Source organism: Agrobacterium genomosp. 2 str. CFBP 5494, from assembly GCF_900013495.1.
GTDB lineage: Bacteria > Pseudomonadota > Alphaproteobacteria > Rhizobiales > Rhizobiaceae > Agrobacterium > Agrobacterium pusense.
This window is the reverse complement of the sequence record NZ_LT009718.1, coordinates 2,478,751-2,496,072: the sequence shown is the minus strand read 5'-3', so window position 1 is coordinate 2,496,072 and position 17,322 is coordinate 2,478,751. Positions and strand designations below refer to the sequence as shown.

20 protein-coding genes are annotated in these 17,322 nt (G+C 59.2%); 9 read left to right on the top strand and 11 right to left on the bottom strand.

The window, feature by feature from the left end; all coding sequences use genetic code 11:
* Window positions 1-67: 67 nt before the first annotated feature.
* Window positions 68-997, bottom strand: coding sequence for a DMT family transporter (locus AGR2A_RS12605; protein ID WP_035209697.1), 930 nt, complete (start codon window positions 995-997; stop codon window positions 68-70).
* A gap of 197 nt (window positions 998-1,194) precedes the next feature.
* Between AGR2A_RS12605 and gcvA the strand changes: the two genes are divergently transcribed.
* From gcvA to AGR2A_RS12590, 3 genes are read left to right on the top strand one after another with little or no spacing between them, the layout of a single operon-like run.
* Window positions 1,195-2,097, top strand: a complete 903-nt coding sequence (gcvA, locus tag AGR2A_RS12600) for a transcriptional regulator GcvA (RefSeq protein WP_004442772.1) — start codon at window positions 1,195-1,197, stop codon at window positions 2,095-2,097.
* A 42-nt stretch (window positions 2,098-2,139) separates the two neighbouring features.
* Window positions 2,140-2,748: a 3'-5' exonuclease gene (locus tag AGR2A_RS12595; protein ID WP_035209699.1), complete on the top strand. Its 609-nt coding sequence runs from the start codon at window positions 2,140-2,142 to the stop codon at window positions 2,746-2,748.
* A 46-nt stretch (window positions 2,749-2,794) separates the two neighbouring features.
* Window positions 2,795-3,286: a CreA family protein gene (locus AGR2A_RS12590; protein WP_072494633.1), complete on the top strand. Its 492-nt coding sequence runs from the start codon at window positions 2,795-2,797 to the stop codon at window positions 3,284-3,286.
* 36 nt (window positions 3,287-3,322) lie between these two features.
* Here AGR2A_RS12590 and AGR2A_RS12585 read toward each other — a convergent pair whose 3' ends face one another.
* Window positions 3,323-3,790, bottom strand: a complete 468-nt coding sequence (locus tag AGR2A_RS12585) for a chemotaxis protein CheW (RefSeq protein WP_003522339.1) — start codon at window positions 3,788-3,790, stop codon at window positions 3,323-3,325.
* Window positions 3,791-4,016: 226 nt separating this feature from the next.
* Here AGR2A_RS12585 and AGR2A_RS29585 point away from each other — a divergent pair, with 226 nt between their 5' ends.
* The 3 genes from AGR2A_RS29585 (at window position 4,017) to AGR2A_RS12575 (ending at window position 5,884) form a co-directional block, all read left to right on the top strand.
* Window positions 4,017-4,175 carry a hypothetical protein gene (locus tag AGR2A_RS29585; protein ID WP_167378199.1) on the top strand — a complete coding sequence of 53 codons (159 nt, stop codon included), beginning with the start codon at window positions 4,017-4,019 and terminating at the stop codon, window positions 4,173-4,175.
* A 141-nt stretch (window positions 4,176-4,316) separates the two neighbouring features.
* Complete coding sequence (sco, locus tag AGR2A_RS12580; protein ID WP_022556589.1) at window positions 4,317-4,925, top strand: cytochrome oxidase assembly protein Sco; 609 nt, start codon at window positions 4,317-4,319, stop codon at window positions 4,923-4,925.
* A gap of 80 nt (window positions 4,926-5,005) precedes the next feature.
* Entirely contained in the window at window positions 5,006-5,884 is an 879-nt protein-coding gene (locus AGR2A_RS12575; RefSeq protein ID WP_004442762.1) for a 50S ribosomal protein L11 methyltransferase, read from the top strand.
* A gap of 147 nt (window positions 5,885-6,031) precedes the next feature.
* Here AGR2A_RS12575 and AGR2A_RS29580 read toward each other — a convergent pair whose 3' ends face one another.
* On the bottom strand, window positions 6,032-6,205 hold the full coding sequence (locus tag AGR2A_RS29580; protein ID WP_003522343.1) for a hypothetical protein: 174 nt from the start codon (window positions 6,203-6,205) through the stop codon (window positions 6,032-6,034).
* Between the two features lie 293 nt (window positions 6,206-6,498).
* On the opposite strand from AGR2A_RS29580, the gene AGR2A_RS12565 reads away from it, so the two are divergent.
* Window positions 6,499-8,340, top strand: coding sequence for an aminopeptidase P family protein (locus AGR2A_RS12565; RefSeq protein ID WP_072494632.1), 1,842 nt, complete (start codon window positions 6,499-6,501; stop codon window positions 8,338-8,340).
* On the opposite strand, the gene AGR2A_RS12560 is transcribed toward AGR2A_RS12565, so the two are convergent.
* Window positions 8,337-8,651, bottom strand: coding sequence for an AzlD family protein (locus AGR2A_RS12560; RefSeq protein WP_006697773.1), 315 nt, complete (start codon window positions 8,649-8,651; stop codon window positions 8,337-8,339). The two genes, AGR2A_RS12565 and AGR2A_RS12560, sit on opposite strands and share 4 nt — an antisense overlap.
* Window positions 8,648-9,367, bottom strand: a complete 720-nt coding sequence (locus AGR2A_RS12555) for an AzlC family ABC transporter permease (RefSeq protein ID WP_045531905.1) — start codon at window positions 9,365-9,367, stop codon at window positions 8,648-8,650. The genes AGR2A_RS12560 and AGR2A_RS12555 overlap by 4 nt, the downstream gene beginning before the upstream one ends.
* Before the next feature lie 167 nt (window positions 9,368-9,534).
* Here AGR2A_RS12555 and AGR2A_RS12550 point away from each other — a divergent pair, with 167 nt between their 5' ends.
* Window positions 9,535-9,771 (top strand): DUF2164 domain-containing protein, encoded by a 237-nt coding sequence (locus AGR2A_RS12550; RefSeq protein WP_004442755.1) that lies wholly within the window; start codon window positions 9,535-9,537, stop codon window positions 9,769-9,771.
* A gap of 80 nt (window positions 9,772-9,851) precedes the next feature.
* Here AGR2A_RS12550 and pncA read toward each other — a convergent pair whose 3' ends face one another.
* Window positions 9,852-10,478, bottom strand: a complete 627-nt coding sequence (gene pncA, locus AGR2A_RS12545; protein ID WP_006697776.1) for a bifunctional nicotinamidase/pyrazinamidase — start codon at window positions 10,476-10,478, stop codon at window positions 9,852-9,854.
* Window positions 10,479-10,929: 451 nt separating this feature from the next.
* Here pncA and AGR2A_RS12535 point away from each other — a divergent pair, with 451 nt between their 5' ends.
* Window positions 10,930-12,216 (top strand): DUF2778 domain-containing protein, encoded by a 1,287-nt coding sequence (locus AGR2A_RS12535; protein WP_072494630.1) that lies wholly within the window; start codon window positions 10,930-10,932, stop codon window positions 12,214-12,216.
* A gap of 11 nt (window positions 12,217-12,227) precedes the next feature.
* Here the strand turns inward: AGR2A_RS12535 and AGR2A_RS12530 are convergent, their stop codons facing one another.
* From AGR2A_RS12530 to AGR2A_RS12510, 5 genes are all read right to left on the bottom strand, one after another.
* Window positions 12,228-12,653, bottom strand: a complete 426-nt coding sequence (locus AGR2A_RS12530; RefSeq protein WP_072494629.1) for a DMT family transporter — start codon at window positions 12,651-12,653, stop codon at window positions 12,228-12,230.
* Window positions 12,650-13,132 carry a DMT family transporter gene (locus tag AGR2A_RS12525; RefSeq protein ID WP_004442751.1) on the bottom strand — a complete coding sequence of 161 codons (483 nt, stop codon included), beginning with the start codon at window positions 13,130-13,132 and terminating at the stop codon, window positions 12,650-12,652. The genes AGR2A_RS12530 and AGR2A_RS12525 overlap by 4 nt, the downstream gene beginning before the upstream one ends.
* A 272-nt stretch (window positions 13,133-13,404) precedes the next feature.
* Window positions 13,405-14,217: a glycosyltransferase family 25 protein gene (locus AGR2A_RS12520; RefSeq protein ID WP_034498809.1), complete on the bottom strand. Its 813-nt coding sequence runs from the start codon at window positions 14,215-14,217 to the stop codon at window positions 13,405-13,407.
* 103 nt (window positions 14,218-14,320) lie between these two features.
* A complete protein-coding gene (locus AGR2A_RS12515) occupies window positions 14,321-16,795 on the bottom strand; it encodes an ATP-dependent helicase (protein ID WP_072494945.1) in 2,475 nt (824 codons plus the stop codon).
* A 102-nt stretch (window positions 16,796-16,897) separates the two neighbouring features.
* On the bottom strand, window positions 16,898-17,305 hold the full coding sequence (locus AGR2A_RS12510) for a carboxymuconolactone decarboxylase family protein (protein ID WP_072494628.1): 408 nt from the start codon (window positions 17,303-17,305) through the stop codon (window positions 16,898-16,900).
* Window positions 17,306-17,322: the final 17 nt, after the last annotated feature.

The following is a 17,322-nucleotide window of genomic DNA, read 5'->3' as shown; positions in this document are numbered from 1 at the left end:
GGTGTGACGACGGGTGGTGTTCTGCTTCGCGATCATGGGCGCACAATGCTTTTGCCGTGTAATTCTGTCAAGCAGGTGCGTTGCGCAGCAGGCTTCTGAGTTTTGACGGCAGCCTGCCGTCGATCGCCGCGAGACCCGCAGCAATCATCGCCATGCCGGCGAAGTGCTTCATTTCCAGTTGCTCCCCTAGAAGCAGGGAACCGAGCAGGATGGCGCTGACGGGGATGAGGAAGGTGACGAGGGCAAGGTTGGTGGCGCCGGCGCTGGCAAGAATGCGGAAGAAAATGAGATAGGCGAGCGCCGTCGAGAGCAGTGCGATGCCGACAAGCGCGCCCCACGTGCCGAGGCTCGGCATGGCGAGTGCCCATGGTTTGTCGATGAGAAGGGCGGCCGGGATCAGCATCAGTGCCGAAGAGGAAATCTGGCCGGTGGCGGTCATCAGCGGCGGCACGCCCATGGCCTTGAAGCGGCGGCCGAATATGCCCGCGAAGGCATAAGAGATGGCCGCGCCGAGGACGGCGATCTGGCCCCAGAGGCCGGATGAGCCGGTAAAGGCGGCGGGGCCGATCATGGTTGCTACGCCGGCAAAGCCGACCAATACGCCGGTCAGCTTATTGCCGGTCATCTTTTCATCAGTGGTGAGAAAATGCGCGACGATAACCGTGAAGAGCGGCGTTGTGGCATTGAGGATCGAAGCCAGTCCGCTGGCAATATGGGTCTGGCCCCAGACGATCAGGCAGAATGGAATGATGTTATTCAGAAGGCCCATGCCGAAAAAGGCGCGCCACACCGCCCATTGCCTCGGCAGGCGAAGGCCCATGATGCGGCAGACGATCTGAAGCGCGATTGCCGCAAGGGTAACACGCAGTGCGACGATGGTGACGGGAGGCAGTTCCTTGACCGCAACACCGATGAAAAAGAACGATCCGCCCCACAGGAGCGAAAGCGCGACGAGCATCGCCCATTCGCGGGCATCCATCTGTTTCTGTATCGCCATTATCATCTCCAACGCATGAGCATCGACATGATCGCAGACGGGATCCCCGCCATCCACCCGATATAGGTTGAGTTAATCTCAAGCTCGGAGGCAATGGGTTTTCACGTCGCTTTGTGTCTTGTTGCGTCCATTTACTCTCTGTTTTATGGTGTTTTCAAACGATTGTTTCTCGTTCGATAATTGAGATGAGCTAAATCATGTCCGCCGAACTCCCGTCTCTGAAAGGGCTGCAAGCCTTCGAGGCCGCAGCGCGCTATCGCAGCGTCACGCTTGCCTCCAACGAGTTGAATGTCACGCCCGGCGCCGTCAGTCTGCAAATCCGGGAGCTGGAGGCGCGGCTTGGTGTGCAATTGTTTTTTCGCAAGCCGCGTAGCATCCAGCTGACGCGCGAGGGGGAGCGTTATTACGGCGCGCTCCGCACCGCTTTCCGGATGATGCGCGAGGCGACGGCGGAGCTGACAGCGCGGTCTGAGATCACCGTTTTGACGCTGAGCTGCACACCGACCTTCGCCGTGCAATGGCTGATGCCGCGATTGCCCGCCTTCCAGCAGCAGCACCCGCAGGTGGATGTGCGCATCAGCGTCACGAACCGATTGGTTGATTTTTCGAGGGACGACGTCGATCTGGCTGTGCGCCACGGTTTCGGACGGTACGAAGGGCTTGAGAGCATCCGCTTCATTGATGACAGCACGTTGCCGGTCTGCTCGCCCCAGCTTCTTGAAAAATACGGCCCGCTACGGGAAGCGGGCGATCTGAAATCAGTCCCGCTGCTGCATGATGAAAACCGCAATGAATGGCGGCGCTGGCTGGAAGCGGCAGGTGCAGCGGAAGTCGACGCGTCCGGCGGCACCGTTTTCATCGACAGCAACGGCGCGCTGGATGCCGCCAAGGCCGGGCATGGCATTGCACTGACCCGGCGTTCGCTCGTTTCCCGCGAGCTTGCCGAAGGTGCATTGATTGCGCCATTCGGTAAGGACATGGCCAGCACGCTCGCCTATTTCCTCGTTTATCCCAGGCGTATGCTCGATAATCCCGATCTCGTGACGCTCATCGACTGGATGCTTTCGGAAGCGCATTCCAGCGAAGCCGGTTCTCTTTGAGGCCGATCCGGTTTATGCCGGAAGAAACAACGGGAATCACTCTTGAAAACCATCGCCATCGACTTCGAAACCGCCAATGAAGAGCGAGGCAGCGCCTGCTCCGTCGGCCTTGCCTGGATAGAAGACGGGGCGATCGTTCGTGTCGAGGAACGGCTGATCCGGCCGAAGGACATGCGGTTTTCGCCCTTCAACATCGCCGTGCACGGCATCCGCCCTGCTGATGTCGAGGATGCGCCGGAATTTCCCGAGGTGATGGAGGAGTTCATCGACGACTTCCATGGTGCGACGATGATAGCCCACAATGCCGCCTTTGATTTCAGCGTCATGCGCGCGTCCTTCGACAAATATCGACAGTCCTACCCCGACCTTTCCTATCTGTGCAGCGTCAAGATCGCCCGGCATGTCTGGCCCAATCTGGCGTCGCACAAGCTGAATGTGATCGCTCATCACCTTCAGCTGCGTTTCGTGCACCATAATGCCGCGGAAGATGCCGTTGTCTGCGCGGCCGCGTCGATTGCGGCGGCCAAGGCATTGAGTGTCGCCCATATCCACGATCTGCCGGAGAAAATCGGCATGGTGGCCGGTCGACTTACCGCCACGGGCTACCAGCCGTGCAGCATGAAAAAACGGCCTGCCGCCCGGGTTGCGTAACGGTGGCTTCCACCTATGTTTGAAGCAGCGTAACGGAGAAGATGCGATGACAAAGAAAACTCTGTCGGGCTTGTTTGCGGGCTTTCTGGTGTTGCTTCCGGTGACTGCGGCGAATTCGCAGGTGGTTGGCGAGGTCGGCGTCGACTGGATCGGCAATGATATCATGATAGAGGCGATCGCTGATCCGAAGATCAAAGGCGTGACGTGCCATGTGACCTATTTCGAGCGTGGTGTCATCGACCGGCTGAAAAACGGCAACTGGTTCGAAGACCCCTCCAACAACGCCATTTCCTGCAGCCAGACCGGGCCGGTGGAGATTGGTGACATCAATGTTTCGAAGGGCGGCGAAGAGGTATTTCGGCAGGGGATGTCGCTGGTCTGGAAGAAACTCGTCGTCAGCCGCGTCTACGACAAGGCCAATGATACACTGATTTATCTGGTGCACGCGCGGGAACTGACCGATGGTTCCGCCAAGATGGCGATATCGACGGTGCCGCTCTATAACCAGCAGGTGACATGGGAAAAGGGCAAGCCGTAAGTCTCGCCCCCGCAATTGCCATGTCGATGCCGTGGATTACGCGGCTTCGCGCGCCAGTTCGTCGGCGATAACCGTATCGAGGTTGAGGAAGCAGACCATGCTTTTTTCCAACGCGACAATGCCGCGGCAGAAGCTGCGCTGTTCTTCCGGAATGATATCGGGCGCGGGCTGCAGGTCTTCGGAGCGGATGGTCATCATGTCGGAGACCTGTTCCACCAGAAGGCCAACCAGCTTGCCGCCGATATCGGTAACGATGATGGCGGAGCGCTCGGAGGGCTCGGTCATTTTCATGCCGAGGCGGCCGGCCATGTCGATGACGGGAATGACGGCGCCGCGCAGGTTGATGAGGCCGAGAACATAGGGCGGGGTGTGCGGCATCGGGGTCACCGGCGCCCAGCCGCGGATTTCGCGGATCGCCATGATATCGATGCAGAATTCCTGATCGCCCAGATGAAAGGAAACGATTTCGAGATATGCGCCGGATTGCTTGATGGCGTTGGACATGACGGCAGGTTTCCTCTGATGGCTCTCTAACAGGCCCACGCAGGATTGAGCTTTATGCGGCGGCCGGAGAATGGACCGGGAGACATCATGTCGAGGCTTGAAAAGCCGCTGGGGTCATAATGCATGGCAAGATTTTAAACTTTCCCTAACAATTCTCCATCTCGCCACGGCAAACTCCAGTATTTTACCGGTTTTCGACTGTGCGTGGACGGGCTATGATAGGAACATGAACGCGCTCGTTTCCCATCCTCTGAAGTTTATTCTGGCTGGACTTTCCGTGGTGGCTTCGCTTGCCATCGTGCTTCTTGCGTTTGACGGCTGGGTGCGGCACGGCACCGATATTTTCCTTTCCGCCGTGCAGAACGGTATCGCCTGGTGCCTGTGACGCCGCGCCGTCGTCGGGCTTTGTGACAAATCAGCGCGGTCGGCTCAAATACGGCCAGTTGATTTGCCGTCGCCGCCGTCCTTCGCTATCTGTCTGTCGGACGCCCGGACACGGCGCCGGCTTTCGGGGTAGGATTGGACAATGAGAAATATTCGCATCGTATTGTGGGCGGTCGTGCTCGTTCTAGCCGGCGTCGTCAGCTGGCTGACGATCGAAATGACGAAGACCCGCGAGCAGATGGTGGAGACCGCCTATGGCGTGCCGTTCGAACTGACGGCTCAAACGGGTCAGCCGATTACCGAAAAAGCCTTTCAGGGCAAGCCGACAGCGCTGTTCTTCGGTTTCACCCATTGCCCGGAAGTCTGCCCGACGACCCTGTTCGAGCTGAATGGCTGGATGGAGAAGGTGGATCCGGCTGGCGACAAGCTGCAGGCCTATTTCGTTTCCGTCGATCCGGAGCGTGATACGCCTGAGATCATGCAGCAGTATGTGTCCAACGTGTCGAAGCGGATCACCGGCATTACCGGACCGGCCGACAAGATTGCCGAGACGCTGAAAGGCTATCGCATCTATGCCAAAAAGGTGCCGGTGGATGAGAAGGACCCGAATGGCGATTACACCATGGATCACACGGCATCCGTTATCCTTCTCGATGCCAATGGCCGTTTTGCGGGAACGATCGCCTATGGTGAAAATCCCGATGTTGCCGAGCAGAAGCTTCAGAATCTGCTGAAGGGCGCGAAGGTTTAATTGCGTTCGGCTTATTGGACTGAGGGCGGTTTTGTGGCAAAGGCAGATTGAACAGCCGAAGCCAGAGGAAACAGCCTGCCGTGAGCGAAATCCGACTTTACGTCACCACGACCGAAATCAAGGCCGGTGAAATTCTCGATTTGATGTCGGACTATTTCGGCGAGGAGGATGTTGCGATCGCCACGACCGAGGTGGACGAGAAGCGCGACATCTGGGAAGCCTCTGTCTATTTGATGGCGGAGCAGGAAGAGGAATTTCGCGAGCGCATCAGTACGCTGCTTGCGCCGGCCTTTCCGGGCCTTGTCATCGAGAAGGAGATTGTTCCTGATGTCGACTGGATCGCCAAATCGCTTGAAGGTTTGAAGCCTGTCCGGGCAGGGCGTTTCATTGTTCACGGCGCCCATGATCGCGACAAGGTGCGGCCGAACGATCTGGCCATCGAAATCGAGGCGGGACAGGCTTTCGGCACCGGCCATCATGGCACGACGGCGGGGTGCCTCGAAATGATCGAAGAGGTTCTGCGGGCGCGGCCCGTGCGCAACGCGCTCGATCTCGGCACTGGCAGCGGCGTTCTGGCCATCGCCGTGCGCAAGATGCGTCCTATTCCCGTGCTTGCGACGGATATCGATCCCGTCGCTGTGAGGGTGGCGAAGGAAAATGTCCGGCTTAACGGCATTGTTTCGGGCATGGTGCTGGAGACGGCGCCGGGTTTTCACTCGGACGCCTTCCGCAAGCATGGCCCGTTCGATCTCATCATCGCCAATATTCTCGCGCGGCCACTCATCAAGATGGCGCCGCAGCTCGTCACGCATCTGGCACCCGGCGGCACTGTCATCCTGTCGGGCATTCTGGCGTCACAGCGCTGGAAAGTGCTTTCCGCCTATAATGGCGCAAGGCTTTCCCATGTCCGCACCATCTGGCGCAATGGCTGGGTGACGCTGCATCTTCGCAAGGACTGAAGCTCTCGCAACATTTATTGCGGACAAAAGAAAAGGCGGCGCTTTCGCGCCGCCTGAAAACCCGCGAGCTTGGGAGGAGCTTGCTCAAGCGGGTAGACGTATTCCTGTCCGGACGCGGGGTAGGGAGGAATGCCGCGCCGGATAAAATCAGAATACGTAGCTGGACTTTGCCTTGCGACGCAGATCGGCGCGGTTCATGCCGAGCGCTTCGAGCGACTTGTCGTCGAGGTTCAGAAGGGCGGCGTTGACATGACGGCTGACCTGACGCTCGCGTGCTTCAACGACGCGATCGAAGGCGGTGCGGAGGAAAGATTTTGCCATTGCTTCAAATCCTTATTTGCCAGGAGAGTGTCTCTCTCGCTGTGTTGATCCTGATATAAGCGATGTGTTTTTGTTTGGTTAGAGGGTATATCTCAGGGTAGGAATGCATTTTTTGCATATCACCAAGCCTTCAGTATTACTTATTTCGCGAAATATGCCCAATTTATCACCGCAATCCCGGGCATCACTTATGTCTTGAAACCGGCTTTGTCCGCGTGGCATTGTCGTTGCGCGCCACCGATTTGATGGTGCCGACAAACAGCTTTCTCCATGACAGTTCCCGAAAGATGCCCATGTTCCAGACCTTCGAAAACAAATCCGCGCCGCAATTCGGCAAGGCTCGCGTCGAGGCGCTGCGCGCCGGTTTCGATGCCCTCGGTATCGATGGGTTTCTGATGCCGCGTGCCGATGAATATCAGGGAGAATATGTGCCTGAGTGCGCCGAGCGCCTCTCATGGTTGACCGGATTTACCGGTTCCGCCGGCATTGCACTGGTAACGCGGAAGGAAGCGGTGGTATTCGTCGATGGCCGCTATACGACGCAGCTAAGCTCGCAGGTTGATCAGACAGTGTTCACTGGTGGTGATCTGGTCGGTGCGCCACCTTCCGTCTGGCTGGCCGAACATGCTCCAAAGGGTTTCCGGCTTGGTATCGATCCGTGGCTGCACACCGGCGCCGAATTGAAGCGGCTGGAAAAGGCGATCGCCGGCAAGGGCGGTTCAATCGTTCTTCTGGAAAAGAACCCGCTCGATGCGCTGTGGCAGGATCGTCCCTCCGAACCGCTGGAGCCCGTCGTCATCCAGCCAGAGGCATTTACCGGCAAGCTGGCGAAGGAGAAGATTGCCTCACTGGCGGAAACCGTTTCCGCAAAGGGGGCGGATGCACTGCTGGTGACCGATCCTTCGTCCATCGCCTGGATTTTCAATATTCGCGGCAACGACGTGCCGCATACACCGCATCCGCTCGCCCGCGCGATCATTTACGCAGATGGCAGGGCCGATATTTTTCTCGACAAGCGCAAGACCGGCATCGAGGCCGAGGCCTATCTGGCGCAGCTCGCGACACAATTGCCGCCGTCGAAGATCGCGGATCGCCTGCACGCCATTGCCAGCGCCAAGGGCCGGGTGATGGTGGATGCCGATCTGACGCCGGTGGCGCTGACCGGCGCAATTACCGCAGCGGGCGGCTCCCTCATCGAGGAAGCCGATCCAGTCCGTCTGCCGCGCGCGCGCAAGAACAGAGCTGAGCTTGCCGGTTCCGCCGCCGCCCATGTGCAGGATGGGGCGGCCATGGTCGAATATCTCTGCTGGCTGGATCGCCAGCAGCCCGGCACGGTGACGGAAATCGACGCCGTCAAGGCGCTGGAGGCGGCTCGCGTCAAGGTGGGGCAGGGGCTGCAAAACCCGCTCAAGGATGTCTCTTTCGACACGATTTCCGGGGCCGGCGCACATGCCGCCATCATCCATTACCGCGTCACGACAGATACGGATCGCACACTTGCCGATGGTGAGATGTTCCTCGTCGATTCCGGTGCGCAATATGTCAACGGCACCACGGACATCACCCGCACCGTTGCCGTCGGCAGCGTTCCGGAGGAGCAGAAGCGCTTCTTCACGCTGGTCCTGAAGGGCATGATCGGCATAAGCACCGCACGGTTTCCAAAGGGAACGCGCGGTTGCGATCTCGATCCGCTGGCGCGCATCGCTCTCTGGAAAGCTGGCGCGGATTATGCCCACGGCACCGGCCACGGTGTCGGTTCCTATCTTTCGGTGCATGAGGGGCCGCAGCGCATTTCGCGGCTGTCGACACAGGAGCTTTTGCCCGGCATGATCCTGTCGAACGAGCCGGGTTATTATCGTCCCGGTGCCTTCGGCATCCGTATCGAAAACCTCATCTATGTGCGCGAGGCGGAAGAGGTGGCCGGAGGCGACCAGCCAATGTTCTCTTTCGAGACGCTGACATGGTGCCCCATTGACCGAAGGCTGGTGGTCACAGCACTTTTAACTGACGAGGAGCTCAACTGGCTAAATGCCTACCACGCAGGCGTCCTGGAGAAGCTTTCTCCCCTGATAACCGACGAAGAAGTCAAGGCGTGGCTCGTTGCGGCGACCAAGCCATTGGAGCGGGTTGCCTAAAGCAGCCCGAAATGCCGGATGGCGATGACGATGGCCCAGCCGACGGCGAGCATCGTCAGGCCGGGAAAGCGCAGGCAGACCAGAAGGGCGCCCACCATGCCGATCTTCACCTCGTATCCGCCTTCAAAAAAGGCGGGTGCGACGAGTGTGGTGAGAACCGCCACGGGAACGGCGTTCAGGCCCGCCTCCATCCGCGGCGGGATGGATTTCATCCGCGTCATCAACACATAACCGCCGATGCGGGTGAGATAGGTGGCGATGGCGGCGAGTGCGATCAGGAAAATCGTATCTGCGTGCAGAACGTTACTCATGGCGTTTCCACCCCATTCTCAGAATTCGTCGCGCCATTCGGTTTCGGCGGATAGAGGACCGCGACGAGAATTCCGGCGACGGCGCCGAGACTGACATGCCACGGCGAACCGACGATGTGATAGGCAACCGTTGCGCCGACTGCACTTGCCAGCATGACAGGGTAGAAATTTTCTCGCTGACGGAAGCTCAGCACCATGCCCATGAAATAGATCGGGAGCAGGACATCGAGACCGATGGCTTTCGGGTCGCCGATCATATTGCCGAGCGATGCGCCGAGAATGGTCATGGCCAGCCACAGCACATAAACGGGTGCCGCAAAGCCCATGTACCAGGAAAAGCCCACCGTGCCGGTATTTTCGTATTTCCTCACCGATTCGGCGAATTGCGGATCCACCAGCACGAAGAAACCGGCGGCCTTCTGCAGGAATGACCAGTTCGAGATCATTCGGGCGATGGCGGCGGAATAGAGGATATGGCGGAAATTGACGGCGAACACGGAAAGAACGATCAGCCAGGGGGCAACCTTCTGGCCGAACAGTTCGATACCGACGAGCTGGCTTGCGCCGGCGTAGACGGTGCCGCTCATGATCGTGGCTTCGGTGACGCTCAGCCCGTTATCGACCGCGACCGCGCCGAACAGCGCACCGAAAGGGGCGGCGGAGAGGGCGATCGGGAAACCGCCCTTCAATCCCTCGCGAAAATCTTTATTGAACATCTCTGGAACTCCTTGCCGCCGCTCTATAGCCGTCCCGTCCGACTGGCAAACGAATTGCATGAATGGATCGATTGATTAACTTGAAGCTTCCGTTACGGTAAGGGGCCGGGCGGGCGGTCTCATCGCCCTCTTCCGACGCCGCTAAATAATCAGACCATGGAAGATCGATGCTGGAGAAGCAGGAGAAGGCCGCCTTGGCCGCACGTGTCCGGAACTATCTTGCCCGGGAAGCCGAAGCTGAAATCGGCCTTCTGCAGGCGGAAATCTTCGTGGATTTTCTGGCGGAGGAATTGGGATATGTGTTCTACAATCAGGGGCTTCGCGATGCGCAGGCGGCGATCCTGAGACGTCTTGAGGACGCGGCGGGGGATATAGACGTGCTGGAGAAACCGAAGCCGCGCTGATGCACCCACCGCGCAGAGGCCCATCAAAAGGGCTCCTGTGGCGAGCACAGCAATCGGTAAAGTGGTAGGCACAGCTCCCTTTAATCGCGCAATATGTCGCGGCTTTTAAGAATGATTGCGCCTTTTTCACGCATCGTCGCAATCGCGGCCTTTATACCCTGCGGGTCGATGCCGCGGCTGGCATCTTCGATGAAGCGGACCTTGACGCCGGGCAGCATGTCCAGCGCATCGAGCACCGAAAAACTGACGCAATAATCGGTGGCGAGGCCACAGACATCAAGTTGCGTCACGCCCTGTCGGGTCAGATAATCGGAAAGCCCCGTCGTCGCGCCCTGGTCATTGTCGCGAAAGGCGGAATAGCTGTCGACAGCGGGGTTTTCGCCTTTCTGCTGAATGTAGTCGAAAGCTTCCGTCTTCAGATCCGCGTGGAATTCCGCATCCGCCGTGCCCTGCACGCAATGGTCGGGCCACATCATCTGCGGTTTGCCGGAGAGTTCGCCCATGTCGAAGGGTTTCTTGCCGGGATGCTGCGAGGCGAAACTGCCGTGGTTTTCCGGGTGCCAGTCCTGCGAGGCGACGATGAGGTCGTAGCCGCCATTGTCGATCAGGGCATTGGCAGTGGGCACGACCTTGTCTCCATCGGCAACGGCCAGATTGCCGCCCGGGCAGAAACCGTTCTGAATATCGATGAGCAGCAACGCCTTCATGATGGCCTCCCTTTTCCGGGCAGGATGCCAAGCTGCTCCTGGGGGATCAAGCCTTTTTCCGCCTGCCCGGCATGTGCTGTGGTGGGGAGCGGCGACCTTTCATGTCGCACTCCTGCCGCATTTCCAGCAAATTTCCGGCAAAGTCGGAAATTACCTGACAATACGGCGGAAATTTTTCAAGGCCAATGACGCCATTAGGGCGCTTCCCCGGGACCACGCGGTGCACAAGCACCCGGTATCCGCGTAAGTCATTGTTTTGCCTTAGCCCCACAATGCGCAGACCTTAACGAAATATTTTTGCAGGGACTCGTAAACACTTTGGTTACCATAATTCGTCATGCTTCGAACCAGTCAGTTCCGAAAGCGGCCCGGTGTTCGCCCGTTCTTCGGATGTCCCAAAATCCCTCCGGCGTCGGCCGGGTATGCGTGAACGGTTCGAGTAACGAGTATCATGGCGTTTTCTGCTGCGGCCTATAACGGCGCCGGTCTTGCCGGTTCGCATTCCCTCAAGAGAGGCAAATCCTTTTCGTTCGGGCGAATGTCGGCGCTTCTTGGCGGCGGTGCCTTTGCCGGCATTTTTGCCTTTGCCGCTTTCGCTTCGCTGCACGGCATGGCGGCCGCCTCGCATGGCGTCGGACAATTTGAAAAGACGCTTGTGGCAAGGCTGGATACCGCCGAGGCGACGATTGCCCGCACGGCGGCGCGTGATATTCACGTCCGCAAGTTTTCCCGCCTGAGCGACCACAGTCACGGCCAGCAGAAGGCCGTCCGCCTTGCCGGCATCATGCCGGAGATCGGCGCGAAAGAATTCGGCGAACGATTTGGCGCGGCGGCGAACGCCAAAGGACAGGCGACCGTTAAGGAACTTGCCGCGCTTCAGCCTTCCGCAATCGTCGATTCGGCGCTTGGACGCACCTCCGAGGTTGCCTATCAGAGCGCCGTTCCACAGCATCCGGCATTCGAAGTGGCGCTGGCCCGACCGCAGGTCGAGGAAGAGGCAAGCAGTCTGCTTCCCGACGACGTGCCGCTGCCAAGCTTCAGACCTGATGTCGCGACAGCTCAAACGGTCGAGCCGTCACCGCGTCCTGCGGCAACGGCCAAGGCGGATGAGCGCGTTCCCGCTGTCGCCTCTGCGCCTGCTTTCGATGCGCCGGTTCCGCTGCGGGCGCCGCAGGCGCCGAAACAGAGCACCGGCGCCATGCTGGCCTTCGCGAAACCGGATAATCCGATGCGTGAGCCAAGCAAGATGGATGCGGTTCCGTGGCCTGACCGTGGCAATGGCACGGCGATCTACGATATTTCTTCCGGTGTGGTGCACATGCCGAATGGCGAGAAACTGGAAGCGCATTCCGGCATCGGCAAGATGCGCGACAATCCCGATTATGTTCACGTCAAGATGCGCGGGTCCACACCGCCTTCAAGCTACAAGCTGACAATGCGCGAGGCGCGCTTCCACGGCGTTGAAGCCATTCGCCTGACGCCGGAAAACGGTGTCAATCCGCACGGCCGCGACGGGCTTCTTGCTCATACATACATGCTGGCGAAACGCGGCGAATCCAATGGCTGCGTTGTGTTCCGCGACTATTCCCGCTTCCTCGCGGCCTTCAAGCGCGGTGAGGTCAAGCGCATGGTGGTCGTGCCGAAGCTGAACGGCAACCGCCCGACGCTCGCGAGCAGCGGTGGTAAAAGCGGCGGCAAGACTCTGCTCGGCATGTTCTCGCGCGGCAGCGACTCGTGACGCGAAAGTATTTAACGGCTGCGCCGCTGCGTCAGCACCATGCCGGCCAGAATGAGCAGGATGCCGAGTGCGCTGGCCCAGATTTTCGGCGGATGATCGCTGAAAAGATCGAGCATCACACCTGAGACCATCTGGCCGCTTATGACCAGAAGCGCGGTGTTGACCGCGCCGATGCGGGGGATGAGCCAGCTTCCCGAAGCGATGAAGACGACGCCGATGGGGCCGCCGACAAAGGCAAGCCAGGGTGCATCGGCCGCACCCGGTGGAATGAGGCCGCCGACAACGAGTCCGATCACGGTCAGTACGGCAAAGCCGACGATGTGGTTCCAGAAAGACGCGATGAGCGGCGAGTTTGACAGGCTGAGTCGGCCGTTGATCTGGCGGCTCAGCGCCACAAAGACGCCGCCGGTAAAGGCCATGGCGATCCAGACGATCATGCCGTTCTCCCGACAAGGATGATGAGTGCGCTGCCGCACAGAATGAGCGCCACTGCCGCCATGTCCCGGAGGTCCGGCTTTCTTCGGGGCAGTCCGAACAGACCGAAAATATCAGCCAGAAGGCTGAAGATGACCTGTCCACCAAGTCCGAGCGCAATGGTTCCCGAAAGCGCCAGCGGTGAATTGACGGCGGTGGAGGTGAGGATGACGATCGCGGCACCCACAACGCCGCCGCAATAGGCCCAGAGCGGCGCTTTCGGTTTTGCCGGGGCCGAAAGGTCTTTCTTCGAACGCATGATAGCCAGATAGACCAGCGCCGCCACCGTGCCGGTGCCGTGCGCCGTCCAGGAAGAAAACAGCGCGTTGCCGTAATGGGCCAGCTGTCCGTTGAAATGCACCATCAGCGTCAAGAGACAACCGCTGGCGAAGGCGGCGGCGAGATGCAGCGGATTCAGGCGTGGATGCGTCGTGTCTGTCATGTCGGATCGGAGAAGCTGAAGATGGACACGAGCTTTAGCCCATCTGCGCCTGAATCGGAATCGAATTGCGAGAGCTGGCGGATTTGGACGAGATTATCCTGTGCGTTGCGGAACAAGCGATGTGGCCACGCATTATTGCAGCATGAAGAAAACGACACGCAAACCGTTGAACCGGATGACGATTTTCGTCGTCTCGATTTTTATTGTCGGAGCCGTTGTGGCGGCAATTTATCTCATCGGCTTCACGCCCGGCGAAGTGTAAGACGGAGCGATCAATGACCGGCTGGGGCGGCGTTGCCCTTGCCGCGTTCCATTGCAACGCGCGCCCTGGCGACCGCGAAGCGAATACCGCGCAGCAGGAACCGGCTGGTTTCCAGATAGGCCCGATAGGGCAGGACAGTAAAATACCGCCAGCGCGGCAGGCGGTAAATGCGCAGATTGTTCTGGATCTGGCTTTCACCATCCGCATCCTGCGTGGCGCAGAGCGGATAGATGAAGGCGGCCTTCAGGCCGGAGAGATATTCAAGATCGAAGGCGATATCGTAGGCGAGCCGCATCGGGATGAGCTTCGATATCCATTGTCCGGCACGACGGTTGACGAGATAGGCGCCTGAGCCTTTTTCGCGTGTCAGCGCAATGGCGAGCGAGCGCCCGTTCGAGAGCGGACGGAACGGAAATTTCCGGCCATTGCTGACCGTCGTGAGACGCAGCAAGTCCCAGTCTGAGCCATTCAGCGCCGCCTCATCAATCGCATTTAGAAAATCATCATCGAAGATCACGTCATCCTCGAGGATGAGCGAGATATCGGCATCGCCTTCCATGAATTTTCGGGCGCAGGCGACATGGCTGAGATAGCAACCGATTTCCGGAGGTGACGTGCGGCGGCCATGCATCAGCATATAGGAAATTTCGCTGAATTCCGGGATTGGATAATTCAGCTCCCTGCCATTGACGCCTGGGATGCGCTCCGCCTTGAGACCCATGGCATCAAGGCGCGCGGTCATATCCGCGAGGCGCTTGGTGGCGCCGTCCATGTTGATCAGGAAAACCGCAAGCTTGCGCTGGCTTTTCGGCAATATATGCAAAGCAGTCCTCACCCGGTTCTCACATCCCATTGCAACTCCTTTATTGCAATGGCGCGACGTGGGCTATGGGAAAAGCGGCCTTCAGGCACTCATAGTTGTTGAATCAAACCTTTTCCACAAATCCATCCAGCACGCGCTTCTGGCCGGCGCGGTCGAAGTCGATGGTTAGCTTGTTCCCCTCTATGGCAGCGATATTGCCGTTGCCGAACTTGATGTGGAAGACGCGGTCGCCGACGAAGAATCTTGACGGCGTGTCGGCCACGGATTTGGCCACCAGTTCCCCATCGATGGTGCGGGTGCGCGGGCCGCTTTCGCCATAACCGATTCGTTCCACCGCATGGCCGGAGCGCGTGCCCCAGTTGTCGCGGGTGGCATCGCTACGGTTCTGCTGCGCACGCTTCCAGCCCGGGGTGGAATAGGTGTTCGCAAAGGGATCAGCCTTGTCGAAACGCGATTGTCCGTAGCCACCACGCCCGCCATAACCGCCGTAATTGCTGTCGGATGCTGCGACATCGACATGGGCGGGCGGCAGTTCATCCAGGAAGCGCGAGGGCAGGGTGGATTGCCACAGCCCGTGAATGCGCCGGTTCGAGACGAACCAGATATGGCAGAGTTTCTTGGCACGCGTAATGCCGACATAGGCAAGACGACGTTCTTCCTCCAGACCGGAGCGGCCGCCTTCATCCAGCGCCCGCTGGTGCGGAAACAGGCCTTCTTCCCAGCCGGGCAGGAAGACGGTGTCGAATTCCAGACCCTTGGCGGAATGCAGCGTCATGATGGAGACGGCATCGAGATTTTCGTTCTGCTCGGCATCCATGACGAGGGCGACATGCTCGAGGAAACCGCGCATGCTTTCAAAGGCTTCCATCGAGCGGATGAGTTCCTTCAGGTTCTCAAGGCGTCCGGGCGCTTCGGCCGTCTTGTCGGCCTGCCACATGGCGGTGTAGCCGCTTTCGTCGAGAATCTGCTCGGCAAGCGTGGTGTGCTCGGTGTTTTCGAGTAGACCCTGCCAGCGGCGGAAATCCTGCACCACATCGAACAGCGCCTTGCGGGCCTTCGGTTTCAGCTCGTCGGTTTCGATGATGTCGGCCGCCGCCGCCAGCATCGGAATGTCGCGGGCACGCGCATAGTCGTGCAGGTTGCGGATCGTCGTATCGCCAAGGCCGCGCTTGGGCGTATTGACGATCCGCTCGAAGGCGAGATCGTCGGCCGGCTGGCAGACGAGGCGGAAATAGGCCATGGCATCACGGATTTCGAGGCGCTCATAAAAGCGCGGGCCGCCGATGACGCGGTAATTGAGACCGAGCGTGACAAAACGGTCTTCGAATTCGCGCATCTGGAAGGAGGCGCGGACGAGGATCGCCATGTCGTTCAGCAGGTGACCCTTGCGCTGAAGCTGCTCGATCTCTTCGCCGACTGCGCGGGCTTCCTCCTCGGAATCCCAGGCCGCATGCACTACGACCTTTTCGTCGTCAGGGCTGCTACGCTCGGTAAACAGCGTCTTGCCGAGGCGTCCCTCATTATGCGCGATGAGGTGGCCAGCCGCGCCGAGAATATGCTCGGTGGAGCGGTAATTGCGTTCGAGCTTGATGACCTTGGCGCCGGGAAAATCCTTGTCGAACCGCAGGATGTTGTCCACTTCCGCGCCGCGCCAGCCATAGATCGACTGGTCGTCGTCACCCACACAGCAGACGTTTTGCGGCTCGCCCTTGGCGCGCTGCGCAAGCAGCCGCAGCCACATATATTGCGCCGTGTTGGTGTCCTGATATTCGTCCACCAGAATGTAACGGAACTTCTGGTGATACTCCTTCAGAATATCCGTATGGCGGCGGAAGATGCTGATCGGGTGCATCAAAAGGTCGCCGAAGTCGCAGGCATTCAGCGTTTTCAGCCGGTTCTGATAGGCGGTATAGAGCTCGCGGCCCTTGCCATTGGCGAAGGCGCGGCTGTCTCCTTCAGGAATATCCGGCGGCGTCAGGCCCTTGTTCTTCCAGCCGTCGATCATGCCGGCGAACTGTTTGGCCGGCCAGCGCTTGTCATCGAGACCTTCGGCCTGAATGAGCTGCTTGATCAGCCGCACCACGTCATCCGTATCGAGAATGGTGAAATCCGACTTCAGGCCGACGAGTTCGGCGTGACGACGCAACAGCTTGACGCCGATGGAGTGGAACGTGCCGAGCCAGGGCATGCCCTCGACCGCGCCGCCGACGAGAACGCCGATGCGTTCCTTCATCTCGCGGGCGGCCTTGTTGGTGAAGGTCACGGCAAGGATCTGGCTGGGATAGGCCCGGCCCGTTGCGAGAATATGGGCAATGCGGGTTGTCAGAACACGGGTCTTGCCGGTGCCGGCGCCGGCGAGGACGAGAACCGGCCCGTCCAGCGTTTCCACGGCATCGCGCTGTTCCGGGTTGAGGCCGGAAAGATAATCGGGTGCGGCACGCGTTTGATCGCGCGCAGCCATGGCGCGGGCGGCAATGCCAAGCCCGCCGCCGTTTTCCGAAGGGGCATTGTTCGTCGCCCTGCGCGGCGCCACGGGTTCCTCATCGAAGAACGGCATATCGTCAAAACTGTTGCTCATGCGGCCCAATGTAGTGATTCGGGATATAAAGGCCAGAACCGTGTTCTGCTTTTATTCCGGTATCGCTGCTCAAAATGCCTATTCCAAGGCATTATTTCGGGTTCATGCCCTCTGGTCGGCATCAAAAGCGGCATCGACAGGCACTTGAAGGGCCACTGCAAGCTGGTTGGTCTTGGCGGCGAGCGCGATAATCCGCATCAGATCGGCATGCTGTTCATTCGTCATGCCCTTGGCTTTCGCGGCCGCCGTATGGGAATGGGCACAATAGGAGCAGCCATTGGTGACGGACACTGCGATGTAAAGCATTTCCTTCACCAGAGGGTCGAGCGCCGAGGGTGTCGCCATCACCGCCTTGACCTCGGCCCATGTCTTTTCCAGAAGATCAGGATCAAAGGCGAGGTAAAGCCACATATTGTTGATGAAGTCCGATTTGCGGGTGGTGCGGATATCATCGAACACCGCTTTCACGCGCGGATCGGCTTCGGGATTTTGTTTCGTGACGGTGCTCATGGCTTCCTCCGGCTCAT

Excerpts from the sequence above, each read along its gene's own strand:
- AGR2A_RS12605 (WP_035209697.1), bottom strand. The coding sequence starts at position 997 with ATGGCGATACAGAAACAGATGGATGCCCGCGAATGGGCGATGCTCGTC.
- gcvA (WP_004442772.1), top strand. The coding sequence starts at position 1,195 with ATGTCCGCCGAACTCCCGTCTCTGAAAGGGCTGCAAGCCTTCGAGGCC.
- AGR2A_RS12590 (WP_072494633.1), top strand. The coding sequence starts at position 2,795 with ATGACAAAGAAAACTCTGTCGGGCTTGTTTGCGGGCTTTCTGGTGTTG.
- AGR2A_RS12585 (WP_003522339.1), bottom strand. The coding sequence starts at position 3,790 with ATGTCCAACGCCATCAAGCAATCCGGCGCATATCTCGAAATCGTTTCC.
- AGR2A_RS29585 (WP_167378199.1), top strand. The coding sequence starts at position 4,017 with ATGAACGCGCTCGTTTCCCATCCTCTGAAGTTTATTCTGGCTGGACTT.
- sco (WP_022556589.1), top strand. The coding sequence starts at position 4,317 with ATGAGAAATATTCGCATCGTATTGTGGGCGGTCGTGCTCGTTCTAGCC.
- AGR2A_RS29580 (WP_003522343.1), bottom strand. The coding sequence starts at position 6,205 with ATGGCAAAATCTTTCCTCCGCACCGCCTTCGATCGCGTCGTTGAAGCA.
- AGR2A_RS12565 (WP_072494632.1), top strand. The coding sequence starts at position 6,499 with ATGTTCCAGACCTTCGAAAACAAATCCGCGCCGCAATTCGGCAAGGCT.
- AGR2A_RS12560 (WP_006697773.1), bottom strand. The coding sequence starts at position 8,651 with ATGAGTAACGTTCTGCACGCAGATACGATTTTCCTGATCGCACTCGCC.
- AGR2A_RS12555 (WP_045531905.1), bottom strand. The coding sequence starts at position 9,367 with ATGTTCAATAAAGATTTTCGCGAGGGATTGAAGGGCGGTTTCCCGATC.
- AGR2A_RS12550 (WP_004442755.1), top strand. The coding sequence starts at position 9,535 with ATGCTGGAGAAGCAGGAGAAGGCCGCCTTGGCCGCACGTGTCCGGAAC.
- pncA (WP_006697776.1), bottom strand. The coding sequence starts at position 10,478 with ATGAAGGCGTTGCTGCTCATCGATATTCAGAACGGTTTCTGCCCGGGC.
- AGR2A_RS12535 (WP_072494630.1), top strand. The coding sequence starts at position 10,930 with ATGGCGTTTTCTGCTGCGGCCTATAACGGCGCCGGTCTTGCCGGTTCG.
- AGR2A_RS12530 (WP_072494629.1), bottom strand. The coding sequence starts at position 12,653 with ATGATCGTCTGGATCGCCATGGCCTTTACCGGCGGCGTCTTTGTGGCG.
- AGR2A_RS12525 (WP_004442751.1), bottom strand. The coding sequence starts at position 13,132 with ATGACAGACACGACGCATCCACGCCTGAATCCGCTGCATCTCGCCGCC.
- AGR2A_RS12515 (WP_072494945.1), bottom strand. The coding sequence starts at position 16,795 with ATGAGCAACAGTTTTGACGATATGCCGTTCTTCGATGAGGAACCCGTG.
- AGR2A_RS12510 (WP_072494628.1), bottom strand. The coding sequence starts at position 17,305 with ATGAGCACCGTCACGAAACAAAATCCCGAAGCCGATCCGCGCGTGAAA.